At 57.8% G+C, this 17,626-nt stretch carries 16 protein-coding genes; 3 read left to right on the top strand and 13 right to left on the bottom strand.

Annotated features, from left to right (window positions below):
- Nucleotides 1-236 precede the first annotated feature (236 nt).
- Nucleotides 237-1,382, top strand: coding sequence for a site-specific integrase (locus J5Y17_RS04905; RefSeq protein ID WP_219784125.1), 1,146 nt, complete (start codon nt 237-239; stop codon nt 1,380-1,382).
- A gap of 133 nt (nt 1,383-1,515) precedes the next feature.
- Here J5Y17_RS04905 and J5Y17_RS04900 read toward each other — a convergent pair whose 3' ends face one another.
- The 12 genes from J5Y17_RS04900 to J5Y17_RS04845 all read right to left on the bottom strand — a co-directional run bounded on the left by J5Y17_RS04900 (nt 1,516) and on the right by J5Y17_RS04845 (nt 14,362).
- Nucleotides 1,516-2,523, bottom strand: a complete 1,008-nt coding sequence (locus J5Y17_RS04900; protein ID WP_219784123.1) for a nitronate monooxygenase family protein — start codon at nt 2,521-2,523, stop codon at nt 1,516-1,518.
- Nucleotides 2,524-2,575: 52 nt separating this feature from the next.
- Nucleotides 2,576-3,601, bottom strand: coding sequence for an ABC transporter substrate-binding protein (locus J5Y17_RS04895; RefSeq protein WP_219784122.1), 1,026 nt, complete (start codon nt 3,599-3,601; stop codon nt 2,576-2,578).
- A gap of 89 nt (nt 3,602-3,690) precedes the next feature.
- Nucleotides 3,691-5,283, bottom strand: a complete 1,593-nt coding sequence (locus J5Y17_RS04890; RefSeq protein WP_219784120.1) for an AMP-binding protein — start codon at nt 5,281-5,283, stop codon at nt 3,691-3,693.
- Nucleotides 5,273-6,034, bottom strand: coding sequence for an enoyl-CoA hydratase/isomerase family protein (locus J5Y17_RS04885; RefSeq protein WP_219784118.1), 762 nt, complete (start codon nt 6,032-6,034; stop codon nt 5,273-5,275). Before J5Y17_RS04885 ends, J5Y17_RS04890 begins: the two co-directional genes overlap by 11 nt.
- Nucleotides 6,031-7,209 carry a CaiB/BaiF CoA-transferase family protein gene (locus J5Y17_RS04880; RefSeq protein WP_219784117.1) on the bottom strand — a complete coding sequence of 393 codons (1,179 nt, stop codon included), beginning with the start codon at nt 7,207-7,209 and terminating at the stop codon, nt 6,031-6,033. Before J5Y17_RS04880 ends, J5Y17_RS04885 begins: the two co-directional genes overlap by 4 nt.
- Nucleotides 7,209-7,943 carry an enoyl-CoA hydratase/isomerase family protein gene (locus J5Y17_RS04875; protein ID WP_219784114.1) on the bottom strand — a complete coding sequence of 245 codons (735 nt, stop codon included), beginning with the start codon at nt 7,941-7,943 and terminating at the stop codon, nt 7,209-7,211. The genes J5Y17_RS04880 and J5Y17_RS04875 overlap by 1 nt, the downstream gene beginning before the upstream one ends.
- 22 nt (nt 7,944-7,965) lie before the next feature.
- The gene (locus J5Y17_RS04870) at nt 7,966-8,886 is read right to left on the bottom strand and encodes a hydroxymethylglutaryl-CoA lyase (protein ID WP_219784113.1); all 921 of its coding nucleotides are present in this window, start codon (nt 8,884-8,886) and stop codon (nt 7,966-7,968) included.
- Nucleotides 8,886-9,695, bottom strand: coding sequence for an ABC transporter permease (locus tag J5Y17_RS04865; RefSeq protein WP_219784112.1), 810 nt, complete (start codon nt 9,693-9,695; stop codon nt 8,886-8,888). Before J5Y17_RS04865 ends, J5Y17_RS04870 begins: the two co-directional genes overlap by 1 nt.
- Nucleotides 9,695-10,582: an ABC transporter permease gene (locus J5Y17_RS04860; protein WP_370628861.1), complete on the bottom strand. Its 888-nt coding sequence runs from the start codon at nt 10,580-10,582 to the stop codon at nt 9,695-9,697. The genes J5Y17_RS04865 and J5Y17_RS04860 overlap by 1 nt, the downstream gene beginning before the upstream one ends.
- 20 nt (nt 10,583-10,602) lie before the next feature.
- Complete coding sequence (locus J5Y17_RS04855) at nt 10,603-11,661, bottom strand: ABC transporter ATP-binding protein (RefSeq protein ID WP_219784111.1); 1,059 nt, start codon at nt 11,659-11,661, stop codon at nt 10,603-10,605.
- A 94-nt stretch (nt 11,662-11,755) separates the two neighbouring features.
- Nucleotides 11,756-12,889 carry a zinc-dependent alcohol dehydrogenase family protein gene (locus tag J5Y17_RS04850; RefSeq protein WP_219784110.1) on the bottom strand — a complete coding sequence of 378 codons (1,134 nt, stop codon included), beginning with the start codon at nt 12,887-12,889 and terminating at the stop codon, nt 11,756-11,758.
- A 12-nt stretch (nt 12,890-12,901) separates the two neighbouring features.
- Entirely contained in the window at nt 12,902-14,362 is a 1,461-nt protein-coding gene (locus J5Y17_RS04845) for an NAD-dependent succinate-semialdehyde dehydrogenase (RefSeq protein ID WP_255571879.1), read from the bottom strand.
- 103 nt (nt 14,363-14,465) lie between these two features.
- Between J5Y17_RS04845 and J5Y17_RS04840 the strand changes: the two genes are divergently transcribed.
- A complete protein-coding gene (locus J5Y17_RS04840; RefSeq protein WP_219784109.1) occupies nt 14,466-15,023 on the top strand; it encodes a MarR family winged helix-turn-helix transcriptional regulator in 558 nt (185 codons plus the stop codon).
- A 133-nt stretch (nt 15,024-15,156) separates the two neighbouring features.
- Here J5Y17_RS04840 and J5Y17_RS04835 read toward each other — a convergent pair whose 3' ends face one another.
- A complete protein-coding gene (locus J5Y17_RS04835) occupies nt 15,157-15,573 on the bottom strand; it encodes a hypothetical protein (RefSeq protein ID WP_219784108.1) in 417 nt (138 codons plus the stop codon).
- A gap of 202 nt (nt 15,574-15,775) precedes the next feature.
- On the opposite strand from J5Y17_RS04835, the gene J5Y17_RS04830 reads away from it, so the two are divergent.
- Nucleotides 15,776-17,083: a DNA-primase RepB domain-containing protein gene (locus tag J5Y17_RS04830; RefSeq protein WP_219784107.1), complete on the top strand. Its 1,308-nt coding sequence runs from the start codon at nt 15,776-15,778 to the stop codon at nt 17,081-17,083.
- The last annotated feature ends 543 nt before the right edge of the window (nt 17,084-17,626 follow it).

Here is a 17,626-nt window from a genome sequence, read left to right as displayed (position 1 = left end):
TTTTGACCCGAGTGCTACAGAATGTAGCACCGGCGGCGCCGTGTAGCACTTTTCTTGCCCAAAGTTCCAGCGCCCCGGTTCGAGTGTCGCCTGACTGCGGCTCAACCCCATCGGTTCTCCTCTGTTCTGCCCGATCGCCCCCGGTTTGAGATTCAAACCCAATCAAACTCGCTTCCGAAAAAATCAAACGATCCGATGTCCCGGCCATGGAATACACGTGACTGGAAGGAGCCCCCATGGGAACTATCACAAAACGCCTAAAGGCTAATGGAAAACCGAGCTATACAGCGCAGATCCGAAAGAAGAAAAAGGGGAAAATCATTCTCAATTTGGTTGATACTTTCGCCTCGGAACAAGCGGCAAAAAGCTGGATGAAGCGACATGAAGATGCGTTGAAAAAACCAGGAGGGTTAGAGCGTGCCATGAAAGCGAAAGCTCGCAAAAGCGTTTCTGATTGCATCAGCGACTATATCGCAGCCCCCCCTGACGGTTTTGGAAAATCCAAGTCTCAGATGCTGAGCTATTTTCAGAGACTGGATTTCGGTGCGTCTCCGATCGAGGAACTCATGGCGGAGGATTTCGTTAAGCTTGCCCTGGATCTTCTTTCAGGACTTCAAGCTCGCCCATCAGATCCGAAAAAGGATACTCCCGAACACTACACCTACACCCCTCGCAAGCCGCAAACGGTAAACGGATACATGGTGACATTGGGTACGCTCATCCGGTTTGGTGGTCCGATCTGTCGCGTCACCATGCCGCTCGCCGAATTCGAAGAGGCCATGCGCACTCTTCAACATCAGAGAATTGTTACGAAATCAGCCAAGAGAACCCGACGTCCTTCACTCGATGAACTCGACGTGTTGATGGAACATTTCGTCAAAACCTATCAGGAAAATCCGCGTTCGGTTCCCATGCACAAAATTGTAGCGGCAGCGATCTTCGAAACGCACCGCCAAGGTGCCATTTTGGCACAAACTTGGGCAGATTATGACTTGGAGAATGAAGAGATCACGATCCGCAACATGAAGCATCCGAAGCAGACCAAGGGAAACGACATGACGCTCTCCATTCAGGAAGAAGCCAGATCTATCATAGCTTCCATGCCCCGCACTGATGACAGGATATTCCCCTACAACAGTGATGTTGTCAGTCGCCGGTTCACCGATGCCTGCAAACTTCTCGAAATCGATGATCTGCACTTCCACGACCTACGCCACGAGGGAATTTCCCGTTTGTTTGAGATGGGACTAACCATCCCTCAAGTTGCTCAAATATCGGGCCATCAATCTTGGCAATCCCTGAAGCGTTATTCACATCTCAAGCAATGCGGAGATGAATACGAGGGCTGGAAGTGGTGGGAAGTGGCAAAGGCCCCTCTGTGATTTCAAGGCACCAAACTCCACTCTCTCATTAGATTTTTCCCTGGGGGCGACCGCAGTAGAGTGGCTGCGGCTCGCCCCCCCCCTGTAGCAGTGGCGATTGGGTCGAAAGTGAGGCTTGAGCAAATTCACAGACTCACCCGTTCACCTTCTCCCCTTCGTCGTACGAGTATCTTCCATTCAGAAAAGTTCGCCCCGGAAGCGCGGCCAAAGCGCGAAGATAGTCCTCTGCAATCTCCTCCACAACCAAATGCGCAGGCTTAATTGCCCCGACCAGTCCCGTACTTTGACCAGCCTCCAGCTTTCCTCCTTCCACGTCTCCGTCAAGCGCGGCCATCTTCAGTGTAGCGCCAGCAAACACATCGCGGCGGTCGTCCAATGATGCGCCAGAATTTTCGAGGTCGACCATGCGATCGGTGAATGGGTTGCGGATCGCACGGATCATTCCCAATCCTTGGCCAACGCACACCGTGTCGGCCACCCTAGCGCCCAACACTGCCTCCTTGTAGCCAACAGAAACCCCGGCTTCAGGCGTTGCGATGAAACGCGTGCCGAAATTCGCTCCGTCTGCACCCAGAGACAGCGCAGCCAGCAATCCCCGCCCGTCCGCGAAACCGCCCGAAGCAATCAGTGGGATGCGTCCCTCCGTAGCGTGCGAAACTGCACGAACCAACACCAGAGTAGAGACTTGAGTTGGCGGCGGATGCCCCCCCGCTTCGCCACCTACGACGACAAGTCCGTCGACCCCGGCTTCCATTGCCTTGACGGCATGCGTTTCGCCCGCGACGACGTGCAGGCAGCGTGTTCCGATGGCCTTGAACCTGTCGATATACTTCTTTGGACCACCCTGCGAACAAACAAGGATCGGCACTCGCTTCATCTCGAGAAGGTCCATCATCTCCTCAGCGCGTTTGTTGTAGAGAGGAAGATTGACAGCGAAGGGACGGTCAGTTCCAGCGCGGATTTCGTCGATCGCTTGCTCCAGTGCGTCGAGATACATTGGTCCGGCCGCCAGCACTCCCAGTCCGCCGGCACGCGCCACGGCAAGAGGTAAGGCAGAGTTGGAAGAGGCCCACGACATGCCTGCCTGACAAATCGGCAGATCGATCCCAAGAAGTCGTGTAAGCCGTGTTTCGATCTTCATGATACTCTCCGTTTCTAAAGACGGGCGCGGTGTAAAACCGCGCCCAGGCAGATTACTCAACCATCATCATCTTGTAATCTTCCTGAACCAGTGGTGCGTTGTCTGCCCACCAGTTCACGTCGATGATCACCTGTTTGGCCGCGTTCTCCGGCGCGGTGTTAGACGCGGCGAGCACCTCCTCCGAGAAGTTACCTACTTCAAAGGCTTTTTGGTTAGTCGGCCCGTAGTACGGCATCATCTTAGGAATGTCGGCCTGTGTTTCAGGCGCAACCACCCCCGCGATGAACCGCTGCGCGGCCTCAACATTGTCGGAGCCCTTCAGCACAGCAAGGCAACCATTTCCGAGGATGCCTTGATTGTATGTGAAGGCGACCGGCGCCCCGTTTTCGATAACGCCCGTCACCCGGCTACCCCAGATCGCGAGCATGTCCACTTCGCCATCAGCCACCAGCTGCGCCGACTGCGCGCCCGATGTCCACCACACATCGATGGAGGGCTGTATGCGAGACAGCGCGTCCAACGCGCGATCAGTGTCCAACGGATAGAGATCTTCCTTAGCCACACCATCAGCCATCAGAGCGATTTCCATCATCTCTTGCGGATAGACACCCAAGGACCGTCGACCGGGAAACGTCTCTGTGTCCCAAAAGTCCGACCAACTTTGCGGCGGATTGTCCCCGTACTTTTCCGTGTTGTAAGCCAGCACGACCGAGTAGGAGTTAATGCCGATCCAATTGTCGCCTTTCGCCTCGTCAGGCACGCCCGAGGCGTCGATCACATTGTAGTCGAGCGGCTCGAATATGCCTGCCTTCTCGCCCACAGCACATTGATCCGCACCCATGTGAACGATATCCCAGCCCGGGTTACCGGACTGCACCTGCACCCGGACGCCGGCCATGCCATCATGGCTTTCCTGTCTCAAGGTGAGCCCTGCCGCCTCCGCTGCGGGTTGCCAGAGGGTCCGCGACAGATCTTCCTGGACCTTGCCGCCAAAGCCCGCAATCGTCAGCTCCTGCGCCGATACCGCACTGGTTGCGAAAACCAACCCCAGAGCGAGCATGCTTACACTGTATTTCATTTCCATTCCTCCTTTTGAATCCGGTCTTCCCGGATCTTACCTTCACCCTTGCAAGGGCTTGATGGCCCGTCACCGAGCCGCTCCGCGCGTCAGACCTCCTCCAGAAGCTTACGTGCGTGTTCTGCCAATTTCGATTTCTGCACCTTGGCCGAGGCGGTCATGCCGATTTCCTCGAAGTTGTCGACGATCCAAACGTGCCGTGGAATCTTGAAACCAGCCATAGCGTCCTTTGCCCACGCGGCGAGGTCTGAAAGGTCCAGCGAAACCCCATCGTTCAGAATTACGAAAGCCGCACAGACCTCCTGCAACCGCGGGTCCGGAACACCTACGACCTGCGCCTGCTTGATCGCAGGGTGACGGTGCAGAATATCCTCGACTTCCTCGGGAGAAACATTTTCGCCACCGACACGAACGATGTTCTTGAGCCGCCCAAGAAATTCCAAGCGCCCTTTTGCGTCCACGCGTCCGAGGTCGCCTGTCAACAGCCAGCCCTCTGGGCTCAATGTCTCATTGGTTTTTTCCGGCATATCGAAATAGCCAGACATCACCGACCAGCCTCGCACGCGAATTTCACCCTTTTCGCCTGGGGACAGGTGCACGCCAGTCTCGGGGTCAAAGATTCCAACCTCAAGGCCAGTCTGCGGGCGCATCAGCCCACCGGTGCGAACCGCCTCGTCCTCCCACCACGCCGACTGAGCTATGTTGGGCGAGGCCTCCGACAGGCCGTAGCCCGAAACGCATTCCGTGGCGCCCAGTTCATGCACGACACGACGTAACACAGTCGCAGACCCTGCGACCCAACCGCCTCGAAGGCATAGCCGGCGCGAAGGGCGATCAGCATGGTTCAACAACATCAAAGCCATGGTGTCGTTGCCGGAGAAATGCGTGCAGCGCTCTTCCTCCATCAGTCGAAGGGCTTCTGCAGGCTCAAATCGTTCCATCGTCACAAGCGTCACACCCATTTGCAACGCAGCGCAAAGCGACAGCGATGTGCCCGCCACGTGAAAGAATGGGCGTGCGGAGTGAAATCTGTCGGCCACCCGCAACCCCATCCGCTGGGCAGAAATGAAACCGTTAGTCAAAAGCGCATGCTGGCGCAGCATCACACCTTTGGGAAAGCCCGTGCTGCCGGAAGTGTATTGCATCAGGACGACGTCATCGGCTTTGGATCGATCAGGCTCACCCGTGACGTCCTGCTCGAGGAACGCGTTCCAGCTCTCGGCCCAGGGCGCATCACCTGATGTTAGCACCACCCGTTCGAGATCGGGTAGTTCCCTGCCGATGAGCGGTCCAAGAAGCGAAATAAAATCACTCGACAGAACCCGGTCGGCCGTGATCAGTAGCCGAACCCGGCTCTGACGCAGACAATAGGCGATGTCCTCGCTGCGCAGTCGCGTATTCAATGGAACCATCACCGCTCCGATGGAGCCGATTGCAATGAATAGTGCCTGAAACAGTGCCCCGTTTCCAAGGCAGACCCCCACATGCATCCCCCGTCGCACGCCCGCCGCATGAAGCGCGCCACGAAGACGAGCGACCTCTTCAGACAGTTCCGCGAAGGTACGTCTACCGTCGGGAGCAACAATGGCCTCGACCTCCGGCACCAAAGCCGCCGTCCGTGCCAGCGCAGCTTCCAATGTCACGGGGCAAAGCGCCCCGGCCCTGATATCTTCAGCCCGCATTTCCCACCTCCTTCGAAAACTTCTCCACACCCGCCTTCCAGTCGGATTGCACAAGAAGCTGCCGGATGGCGGCCATCTCCACTTCGATCCCGGAGGTCAGGTCGGTGCGACTTCCTTGATCTACCGCCTGCTTCGTCAAACGCATGGCGGTCTTAGGAGCGCTCGCTATCTTCTCCGCGATGGCTTCAACTTCCGAACTCAGATCCGCAGCCCTCACCAAGCGAGCGACGAGACCAAGCGCATAGGCTTCTTCCGCCCCCATCTTGCGACCTGTAAAAAGGAGTTCCTTCGCTCGGGCCACGCCAATACGCCGCTGCAGGCGTTGTGTCGCGCCCACAGTACCCCATTGTGGCTCCGGGAATAGGAACGTAGTCGCGTCGGAGGCAACGATAAAATCACAGGCCATGGAGATTTCGCCGCCCGATCCAACCACGGGCCCCTGTACCGCGCAGACGACGGGAATGGGACAAGCCTCAATAGCGGCATAGGCGCGAAAGGACGCTTGCCGACGCGCGACAACCCAAGCTTCGTCCTTGCCTTTGCGCTCACGCATGTCGGCCCCGGCACAGAATACAGGGCCTTCAGCATCAAGGATTACCACTGCGGTCTCCGTATCGCCCTGAAAGGCGTCAAAGGACGCCTGTAGCGCGTGGCACAGGTCCAGATTTACTGCGTTTCGTGCTTCGGGCCGATTCAGTGTGACACGGGCGATCGCACCCTCACACCGAGTTTTCACAAGATCCGATGTCATGCCACAACTCCCTTCCGCTTCAGTTCTTCGATATCGTCGGCATCCCGCCCGAGCTTGCGCAGTATCTGGGTAGTTTGCTGGCCCAGTTCGGGTGGCGCCTGAAAACGCGGCCCATCAAAGCCCGAATAGCGTCCCGGCGTGCCAAGCGCGGGCGTGGGTCTGCCGTTCGTATCGTCGAAGCTGCCAACGATTCCGCGCGATTGCGTGTGTGGATCGGCAAGGATTTCGGGAACGGTGTTCACCTCGCCCACCGGCACATCGCCGCGCCGCAGTGCCTCGGCCAGCACTGAGCGATCTCGTTCTCGGATCGCCGCTCGCAGAACCCGCATAACCTCCTCACGTTCGGCGACACGCACGGCCATTTCCGACCAGCTCTGCGGCACCGTCAGATCAAGCACATCGACCAACGCGGCCCAATGCTGATCGGAAGCGGAGATGAAAATCCATTCGCCGCCGGTGCATTCAAATGCCGCCGAAGGAACACGTCCCAGATGCTCCGTTCCCGTGCGGGTGGGTGTGATCCCGTCAGCGAAATACCATGCAGACGGAAGACTTAGTAGACTCACCTGTACGTCCATCATTGACAGATCCACATGGCACCCCTGGCCCGAGACCTGTCGCCCCATAAGGCCCGTCAACGCCGAGATCGCTATCCACAGGCCCGAAGTCATGTCCGCAAACGGCACTCCAACTTTAGCTGGCGGACCGTCGGGGAAGCCAGTCAGGTCAATGACACCCGAGAGCGCCTGAAATACCGTGTCATAGCCCTTGCGATCCTTGTATGGCCCCGTCTGCCCGAACCCGGTGTTGGACACATAGACCAAGCCGGGATTGATCGCGCGCAAAGTCTCGTAACCCAGCCCCATACGATCCATCGTTCCGGGCAGAAAATTTTCGACCAGTACATCAGCCTGTGCCGCAAGCTCCAATGCGATAGCTTGGCCTTCAGAGTTTCGCAGATCGATGGCGATAGAGGTCTTTCCACGATTGAAAGCGGAATAGTAAGCGCTCTGTCCTTCATCGAAGAAAGGCGCGAAAGTGCGGCTTTCATCGCCCTTGCCGGGGCGTTCGACCTTGATTACCTCGGCGCCAGAATCCGCGAGAATCTGCGTCGCCATAGGGCCAGCCAGCACGCGGCTGAAGTCTACGACCTTTATACCGTCAAGAGGCCGCATCACTTGTTCTCCCGAAAGCTACGCATCATTGTGTTGACGTCGCGCCCGACCATCATCGCAGCTTCGAAGGGCAGTTCGCCTACCCGGTAGAACAGGCTCTTGGTCGCCGCCATGGCGCGCGGGTCGATTGCGGCCCAATTTTCGGCAATTTCCAGCGCGGCAGGCAATGGATCACCGTCTACCACGCGGTTGACGAGACCCAGAGCTCCCGCCTCGTCCGCATCGATAAGACGCCCGAGCGAGATCATCTCGAAAGCAGCCTTACGGCCCATCCCGCGCTGTAGGCCCGTCATCACCAGTGCGGGCACGATCGAATGCTTCGTTTCCGGATAGCCAAACTTGAGCCCTCGCGCCGCGACCACCATATCGCAGCCAAGCGCCAAACCCGCGCCACCACCGACAGTCGCTCCATGTATCGCAGCGACGAAGGGTTTGCACTGCGCCGTGGCCGCCGCTTGCAAACGGCAGGTCAGGTCCGCACGCGCAACAACGCGATCCTGTTGCGCTGGCGTCAGGTCCTTAAACTCGCCAAGGTCAGCACCAGAGCAAAAACCCCGCCCCGCGCCTCGGATCACGGCAGCGCGGATATTGGCATCGCGACCTACATCCTCGATCGCGTCCAGAAGCTGCTGCGTCAACGCGGTGTTTAGCGCGTTCAGCTTATCGGCTCTGTTCAATGTAATAATGCGCACCGCATTGCGGTCCTCAATCTGCACCAGACGTTCTTCGGTCATGTTGTGTCCTCCCCTCAATTTTCTAAGCCGCAGCGGGCAACAGCCCCGCACGCGCCACCTTGCTATCCAATTGCCGACCCAGTGCATTTTCGCAGCACTCGGACAGGCGCATCATCGCATCGAGATCGATCCCAGTAGCGACGCCTTCCGCTTCAAGCAGACTGACAAGGTCCTCTGTTGCCACGTTGCCGGTGCGACCCTGGCCATAGCTGATTTGCGTCGGGTGCCCGCCGACACCGCCGAAGGCACTGTCAAAATGAGTGCAGCCCGCATCGAAAGCAGCCATGCAGTTGGCCAGCCCAGTTCCCCGTGTGTCATGGAAGTGGGCCACCGGAGTGATCCCCGGAACTTCGTCGATCAGGCGGCGGAAGAGGTGCCGCACCGTGCTGGGCGTACCGGTCCCGACGGTGTCGCCGACGGTCAGTAGCGTGGCACCCACTTCGGCAAATCGCGCAGCGTCTTCTACCACACGCCCTGGATCAACCGAGCCCTCAAACGGACATCCAAGTGCGACAGAGAGCACACCGACGATAGTGAAACGATCTCCTGCAAGGCGAGACATCTCTTCGATCCGCACCCACTGGCCGTCACGTGTTGTACGCAAGTTGCGTTCCGTATGGCTTTCAGTAGCGGAGGCGAGAAAGCTGATCTCCGTTGCACCGTGTCCCAAGGCGAAATCTTCGAGCGCACGGCTCACCGCGCGTTCGTTGGGACAGGTCGCTTTGTAGCCGATCCCGCCGCGTCGCTTGATCTTAGCCAGTACCGCACTGGCGTCTCCAAATACCGGCACGCGGCCGGGGTGGCTGTAACTCGTGACCTCGATCCGGGGAAACCCAGCTGCGGTCATCGCGTCGATCAACTTTACCTTGGTTCCTGTAGGCACTTCGACTGTTTCATGTTGCAGCCCGTCGCGGGCAAAACATTCGCACAAGGTAACGGACATCACGCTTCCTCCTTCCGCAGCAAGAGAAACAGCACCATTCCGATGATCACAACGCTCACCAGAAGCGAAGAGATCGCGGCGACGGTTGGGTCAACCTGGTCGCGGATGTTGGAAAACATTCGTCGAGTCAGCGTCTCGTTTTTGCCGGAGGAGATGTAAAGCGCCACAACCACCTCATCGAAGGAGGTCACAAAGGCGAATACCGCGCCGGAGAGCACTGAAATGCGAATCTGCGGCAAGGTTACAGTAAAAAAGGCCACGAACTCGCTCGCTCCCAGTGACCGAGAAACCTGATGTTGATTCATGTCAAAGCTTGTGAGCCCATTGCCGACAGCGATCAGGACAAATGGCAGCGCCAGCATTGTGTGCGCGGCAATCAGTCCGCCAATGGTTCCATTGATGCCGAGCCGAGCGTACACAAAGAACACACCAACCGCGATAAGGATGAGCGGAACCAGCATCGGAAGCATGTAGAGGCTGCGACTGAGCGTGAAGAGCAGTCCGAAACGGCGATGTAGACCCCATGCGGCGGCAGTGCCGAGCGCTGTCGCGATGAAGGTCACGGGTACCGCAACCTTGATCGAGGTCCAGAGTGCGCCCAGCCATTCGGGCGAGCCGAGGAAAGCTCGATACCAACGCAGCGATAGTTCGCTGGGCGGGAACTCAAGGTATTCGCTGGCCGAAAATGACATTGGCACCACAAGGATGCAGGGCACCACAAGGAAGATCGTCACAAGCGTCACAACGGCATATAGCCAGAGTCGGTTTGCATGAGTGATCTGAGTTTCGGTTACGGGAGTGTTCAGCATCAGCGCGGACCTCCGGCCAGTTTGAGAAGAATACGGATTGCGAAGAGCACGAGTCCTGTAGCCAACACCAGCACCACCCCGAGCGCGGAGGCAGAGCCCCAGTTGCCGTAAAGCGAGATGTTGTCGCCGATTTGCATTGCCCACATGTAGACGCGGCCTCCGCCCAAGAGTACGGGCGTCACGAAGAACCCCAGACAAAGCACGAAGACGAGCCCTGCCCCAGCCCCGAGACCTGCGATGGTCTGCGGGAAGTACACCTGCCGGAATGCTTGCGCCGGCGTCGCTCCACAGTTTGCGGCAGCCTTCATGAGCGCCGGGTCCACCGCCTTCATCGAGGCGTAGAGTGGCAAGATGAGAAAAGGCAACATCACGTGCGTCATGCCGATAATCGTGCCCAGTTCGTTATGAACGAGTGCCAGCGGTTCGTTAGTCAACCCAAGAGATTGGAGCCAGCCGTTAACCAACCCGGTGCGTTGCAGCAGCACCAGCCAAGCGTATGTACGCACCAGCACCGAAGTCCAGAACGGCAGCATTACGGCGACGAGGATCACCGTGGCCATGCGCGGCCGCGCATGGCTCATCATATAGGCCACGGGGTACCCCATGAGCACAGTGAGAAGCGTGACGATGCCTGCCACTCGGAAGGTGGTAAAGAAAGACCGCAAATAGAGGCTGCGCCCGAGGCGTTCGTAGTTCGCCCATGTCAGGTTCCCTGCCGCATCAAATGCCGAGAGGTAGAATAGCCAACCCACTGGGATCAACAACACGACGCAGATGAGAATGCTCCCAGGAAGCGTCAGACCAATGCGGCCCAAACGCTCGCGCCGCGCTTGAACGCGCAGCGTCTGCGCATTCAGTGGGCGACGCGGAGAACGGCGCGGAGTCACAGAAAGGGATGTTTCGGCGATCATGCCTCTCCCTCCACAAGAACGGTGTTGTCGCGGCTGATCCAGAAACTGATCTTGTCGCCCGAGGAAGGGATAGCGATGTTGGCGGTGTGCGGGTTGCAACGCACGTCGATCGTACCACCGTCCGGAAGCACGAGGTCCAACAGGAAACTGTCGCCCTGATAGATCGCCTCGCATACCGTCGCATCAACTCGGTTCGCCGGACCTTCGGGTTCACGCCACGCAAGTTTCTCGGGCCGAACAAGCATCCATGCCCGTGTGTCGCCTCGCCAGGGATCACGCGAGACAACGGGTTCGCCGAATAGCGTCAGCCGACCCTCGCGCACCTCGACCGGCAAGAAGCCAGATTCACCGATGAATTCCGCCACGAAACGGTTCACTGGATGATCATAAAGTCGGCTCGGCGTGTCGTATTGTACAAGAGTGCCATTATTGATGACGGCAATGCGATCCGACATGGTCAGCGCTTCGCGCTGGTCGTGGGTGACGTAGACGGTTGTAGTCCCGAGCTGATCGTGAAGGCGCTTCAATTCGATCTGCATGTGCTCGCGCAGATTCTTATCCAAAGCGGAAAGCGGTTCGTCCATTAAAAGGATCTTGGGCTCGAACACCATAGCTCGAGCCAAGGCTACCCGCTGCCTCTGCCCTCCGGACAATGCGCCGATATCGCGATCGGCCAAATGCCCCATCTTGACCACATCGAGTGCCGCACGAGCGCGGCGGTCAATTTCTCCCTTCGCCACTTTCCTCAATTTGAGCGGATAGCCGACATTTTTGAGCACAGACATATGCGGGAAAAGCGCGTAGCTCTGAAACACCATACCGAGGTCGCGCTTGTGTGGCGGCAAAGTCAGGAATTCAACTCCGTCCATCTTTACACTGCCGCTATCAGGCCTGGTAAAGCCGGCAAGCACGTTCAAGAGCGTCGTCTTCCCCGACCCCGAAGGCCCCAGCAATGTGACAAATTCTCCCGGTTCGATATCGAGACTGACACCATCCAGCGCCTTGAATGACCCGTAATTCTTCTGCACTTCACGAATAGCAACCTGCCCGTCCATGTCTTCCTCCCACGCTACGGTTGTGTCTATGGCAATGGCGGGGTGGTTTCCTCAGCCACCCGCACCGCCGTTTTTTGGGTGACTGTCTTCTACGTCAGTCGAACTCGATTACCTGCCGGATCACCGATCCCTCAGCGAGCCGGTCGAAGCCTTCGTTGATTTGATCCAACTTCAGCGTGCCCGAGAGCAGCTTCTCCACCGGGAGACGCCCCTGCCGGAAAAGATCAAGGTAGCGCGGCACATCCAATGACGGGATGGATGAACCAAAATAGCTGCCCTTTACCGTACGTTCCCCCGCGACCAACGAGACCGGCGGCAGTTTCCAAATCGTGTCATTGCGCGCGAGGCTCGCAGTGACCGTCGTCCCGCCGCGCCGGGTGATTGCATAGGCCATTTCCATCACCCCCGGCGCGCCCGCCATTTCGAGCGCGTAGTTGACCCCGCCAGACGTATGGTCCAACACGTCTTGTACACAGGTCTCAGACCTGGCGTTGAAGGTGGCCGTCGCGCCCAGGTCCTTTGCCTGCGCCAGCTTGTCTTCGTTGACGTCAATGGCAATGATTTCGCGTGCGCCCGCAGCCCTCGCCATCATCACCGCCGACAAGCCAACCCCGCCAAGGCCCAGGACCGCTACGGTCGACCCTACGGTGACTCCCGCCGCGCGGTTCACCGCTCCGCCCCCGGTCAGGATCGCACAACCGAAGAGCGCGGCATATTTCGGTTCAACTTTTTCGGCGACGGAGATCAGCGAATGGCGAGAGACTACGACCATCTCGGAAAATGCCGAAAGCCCCGCTTGGTGGTTCACGGCATGGCCTTTGTGGTGCATCCGACGTTCGCCCGACAACAGAGTGCCTGCACCGTTGGCCTTTGTCCCCTCCTCACAAAGCACGGGCCGTCCCTCTGTGCATTCGGGACAATGACCGCAACGCGGCACGAAGGAAAACACCACTTGGTCACCGGGTTTCAGATCACTCACGCGAGCGCCGGTTTCCAGCACCTCCCCGCAGGCTTCGTGGCCCAGCACCATCGGCATATCCTTAGGCCGATCCCCAGTCATAAAACTGAGATCAGTGTGGCAAAGTGCGGCTGCGGTCACCTTCACCAGCACTTCCTCCGGACCCGGTGGATCCAGCCGGATCTCCGCGATTTCCAAAGGTTTCGATTTTGCGTAGGGTCCTTCGACGCCCTGTTTCGTCAGAAGCGCAGCTCGTGTTTTTAGTGTCATATCATTCTCTCCTCAGGCCGCCAAAGACGCGGCACTAACGAATTTCGTGGTAATAAAGGCCTCCATGCCCTCAACTCCACCTTCGCTGCCGTAGCCGCTTTCTTTCATCCCTCCGAAGGGCGTTTCTGGAGAAGCGATCCCAAAATGGTTAATCGAAACCATCCCCGCCTCCAGCCCTTCAGACAGCTGAGAAACCGTGTGCTGACTGGAGCCGAACGCGAATGCAGCCAGCGCGAACGGCAGTTGATTTGCCTTTTCGATAGCTTGGTCGAGCGAGGAGAACGGCGCGATTGGAGCCAGAGGACCAAAAGGCTCTTCGACCATCAAGCGGGCGTCTTCGGGAACATCGGTCAGGACGGTCGGCTCGAAAAAATACCCTTCATTGCCGATGCGACGCCCCCCAAAGCGCAGGGTCGCACCACGGTCAGTCGCGTCCTGGACAAATGCCTCCATCGCCTCCAGTCGGCGAATGTTGGCCAAGGGACCCATCTGCACGCCTTTTGTGAAACCATCACCAACCTTCAACGCTTCGGCACCTTTGACAAAACCGTCGACGAAACGATCATAGTGACGTTCATGCACCATAAAGCGCGAGGGTGAAGCACAGACCTGCCCCGCGTTGCGAAACTTCAACCCCACGGCCAGCGCCAGGGCCGCATCAACATCCGCGTCCTCAGCCACGATGAAGGGCGAGTGCCCCCCCAATTCAAGTGTGCATCGCTTGACATGACGCGCAGCCAATTCTCCCAGATGCTTACCCACCGGGATTGAACCGGTGAAGCTGACCATACGCACAGGCGCGGCAGGGATAAGGTGCTCTGAAATCTCGGAAGGCACACCATAGACAAGGTTCAACACACCCGCCGGCACCCCAGCGTCGGCGAAACAACGCACCAGTTCAGCACAGGAGTAAGGTGTCTCCTCCGGACACTTGATAACAATTGAGCACCCAGCGCCAAGCGCCCCAGCAATCTTGCGGACGGCTTGGCTGACCGGGAAGTTCCAAGGAGAGAACCCCGCAACCACGCCAAGCGGCACCTTGTACGCAATCTGACTAACGTTGGGCGCGCGCGCAGGAATCACGCGACCATAGATGCGGCGACCTTCCTCGGCGGCCCAGTCAATGTGATCGGCCGACCCCATGACTTCTCCCTTCGCCTCCTCGTAAGGCTTGCCTTGCTCAATAGTCATCAGACGGCCAATCTCCTCAGCCCGTGCGCGAAGTAGATCGCCTGCCTTGCGCAGGATCGCCGAACGTTCGTAAGCCGACGTTCGCGACCAGCCCGAAAATGCGCCGTCCGCGGATGCCAACGCCCGATCCAGATCCGCACAGTCGGAAATTGCTACGGCGCCAATCGGCTGGCCGTTGGACGGATTCAGCACTTCTGCCGTTCCAGCACCACCATCACACCATTCGCCTGCGATGAACATCTGCGCACATTCTGTCATTTCGGATTCTCCCGCTTCAACCATTTGTCCCACCCTGCACCTATTTAGTTGATCGAGTCAACGATTTAGTTGTCTCTTGATACGATATAGATGTTCGAGTATATTAATTAAGACGAAGGAGAACGAGATGACGGAAGACAATACAGTGATCACGGAACTGGATGGCATTGGGTCGGATGCTGGGGACATTCGGCACCTTTTCACCTATAACCTTCAGAGGCTTGCTGGCATGTCGTCCCGGATCGCCTCCTTGTCTCTCGAAAAGGATTTCAACCTTACCGTGCAAGAATGGCGAGCACTGGCAGTGCTGGACTTCCTCAATGCCGCGCCACTTCACCTGCTGGCACAACGCGCCGGCGTACAGAAAAGCCAAATGAGCCGCCTGGTGATCGATCTGGAAGACCGCGGGCTGGTCGTGCGGGAAAAGCACCCCAAAGACAAACGCAGTGTTCTGTTGCGGCTAAGCGACGAAGCTCAGGCCCTCGTACAAAGGGCTCTGGTCGCCTCGCGGGATCGCAACGCGCGAATGTTAGCTCATCTCGACGACGCAGAACGCAAGCTTCTGATGCATCTGGTCGGTAAGGTAATAATCGGCACCAGTGAAGCGCTGGATGAAGTGAAGGACGAAAACGAAACTCCGTTACCCGGCACTTTCGCCCCAGCAAGCCTTTATCAGCAGGACTGATATTTACAGGGTGCAATAAACTGGCTGTCGATTCTTGGCTCAAGAAACGAACCAGAGTGGATTTGCGCGGCCGGGTCAAAGACCGCCTACAATGAGCCCCGATTACCGTGAGAGTCTCGCTACTACGAGAATGTCAACGCCAGAAAAGCCACCACCGCTTGGATTTCAGCCGGTGGATCTCAGCCTCCGCCATCTCGGCGCGATGTTCAGCTATTTCAGCACGTTTGCGCAGTCGATGGATACAGCTCGCAATATTTTCTTGGCCGCCAACGGCTTCGGCCAATTCTTGAATGCTCTGATGCAGCCAATCTTTCTTGAACCCGGCTTCATTCTTGCGTTTGACGAAATCGCGCTGACGTTGCTTAGCAGTCTTGGCCTGCGCCTTTTCTTCATCTGTATTCACCTTCTGTGGCAAAAGATCTCGTGCCCTCAGCAACAAAGCACCATTTGAGAGCCTCATGTGCGCCTCGGTAATCTCGATCTCTGACAGTTTTCCGTCTCGAATTGCGGTTTCGATTTCTGGATCGATGTGGATGATTTGTGCGGTCATAGGCTTTTCTCCCGTTAGCATAACGCGTTTGACTAACGGGAGATGGGTCCAAATGACCGTCTACAAAACGGTTTATCTCGCAACGGGTAAGTCAAGTCAGGACCTGACTAACTTACTCTTCACTCCTGGGGCAGGTTATACCACCGAAATTGATTTCAACCTGATTTTTCCGGGATAGGTTGGCCGAGCCTAATTCCTGCGGATGCAACATACAGATCCGCGCGAATTCGCCCCGTTCAATCCGATCCCACAGAGCCTCTCCCCCGAGGACTACATCTCTTTGCTTCATCCCAAGGACAGCTTGGGAGGCCCGGCCATTTTAACCAAGCTGCCGGATGGTGGGGCCAAGTCCTGGACCTATTACAAGGACACACTTCTGGATCAGCTGCCAACCTTCCTGGACTCGCCTTCCTTTGTCTCGTTGAACCGCTTCTGGGGCAAACGCGAAAACAACAACCTGGCGGCCGTGAATGCGCTGTTTGTCGATCTCGACTATCGCACTGCCATCGACTGGCGCGGTAAGACACCTGACGAGGTCCAGGCGGCCTATTCGGCGCACCTTGCCGCTCACGGCCTGCCTCAGCCATCCATCGTTCTGCAAACCGGCAGAGGGGTCGCCGCTATTTGGCTGGTCCAGGAATTGTCGTGGACGATCAAGAAGCGCTGGCGCGCCGCATTGAAGGCCCTGATCGAGCTTTCTCTACCTTTCGGGGCAGACCCGGCATGCAATGATGAATCCCGGGTCTTCAGAATTCCCGGCAGCATCAACGAGAAATCCGGGAAGCGCGTCAGGATCGCCGGCGGCACCCTGCAACGCTACTCATATGAAACGCTGGAAGATCAAATCTACCTGGCCTGTGGACGGCCCACGCGAGCGGAACTCCTGACCAGGAAAGAGGCACGGAAGAAAAGGTCGCCGAAGAACGGTGCTGACATGCCGAGAGGTCTGACCCAGGCTCAGCGGTTCCGACAGATCATGGATGATCTGGAAACCTTCCGGAACTACTGCGGCGGGATGGTTCCGGTTGGCCGTCGCAACACCTGGCTGCATTTCTATGCGACCTGTCTGACGTATGCCCCGGACGCCGGTGACATCGAAGCGCAGATCGCCAACATGGCTGCCATCGCCACCCCGGGGCTGAAGCCGAATGACGTTCGGGCAACCATCAGGCAGGCCTTGGACAAGGCAAGCCGTCCGACCTCCCATTGTGTCTGGAAGGATGGGCGCTACAGCTACAAGGGGTCAACGATCGCCGAAAGGCTGGAAATCTCGCCCCAGTTAGCACGGGACTTAGGTTTGCAGCAGATCGTTCCGGTTGAAGAGCGTAAACACCGCAAGGCGGTTGCTGAGCGCGCGCGGCGGGTGGCACAGGGGGCAGTCACACGCGACGAATATCTGGCCGAGAACAATGCCTCCCGGACTAAGCCCTGGTTGGCACTCGGTATTGGCAGGACCAAGTTCTATGAACTGAAAAAGGCGGGTGCCCTGGCGGAATTGACCATCGCGTAGGGCCGGACAGGTCCGTGTCCGCAACAGGGGTGTATTGAGCCTCCCTGGGGAACGCAGGGGAGGAAAAGAGCCCCTCCCGCCACCCATTTCAGTACCCGACGGCCCGAACCGGATCGTCAGCGGCCCACCGGACAAGCGCGCGCCAGCAGTGGATGGCACCGATTTGTCCGGTGGGCGAATGCTGGAAACAAGAAATACTTGCTGATCAAAAGTTGGCGTTGGGCCGACAATGCTCGGGCCGAAACTGTTGGACTACGCACTCCATTTCTATTCTTGGCGAAAATCTCTGGTCAGCATCTGGGACGCGGTCGACGCGACGTTGATGTTTGCACCTGCGATTTTCTGTGCGGCTTGGCGCCAGGCGCGATCAAACTGGTTCGGCGTCAACCACCAGATTCATGTTCGCGAGATCACTCGGACGATCTCCTCGCGGATCTCAAGAACGGTCTCGTTTGGTACGTCACTGTGCAGCGCAGCGCGCAGTTTGTTTTTGGCTTTCGATGCGTCGATCTGCCCAGTGAAGATATCAATGCCGCGAAATTC

It is taken from the genome of Celeribacter sp. PS-C1, from assembly GCF_019429625.1.
Lineage (GTDB): Bacteria > Pseudomonadota > Alphaproteobacteria > Rhodobacterales > Rhodobacteraceae > Celeribacter.
The sequence above is the reverse complement of the archived record's forward strand: the minus strand, read 5'-3'. Positions and strand labels throughout refer to the sequence as shown.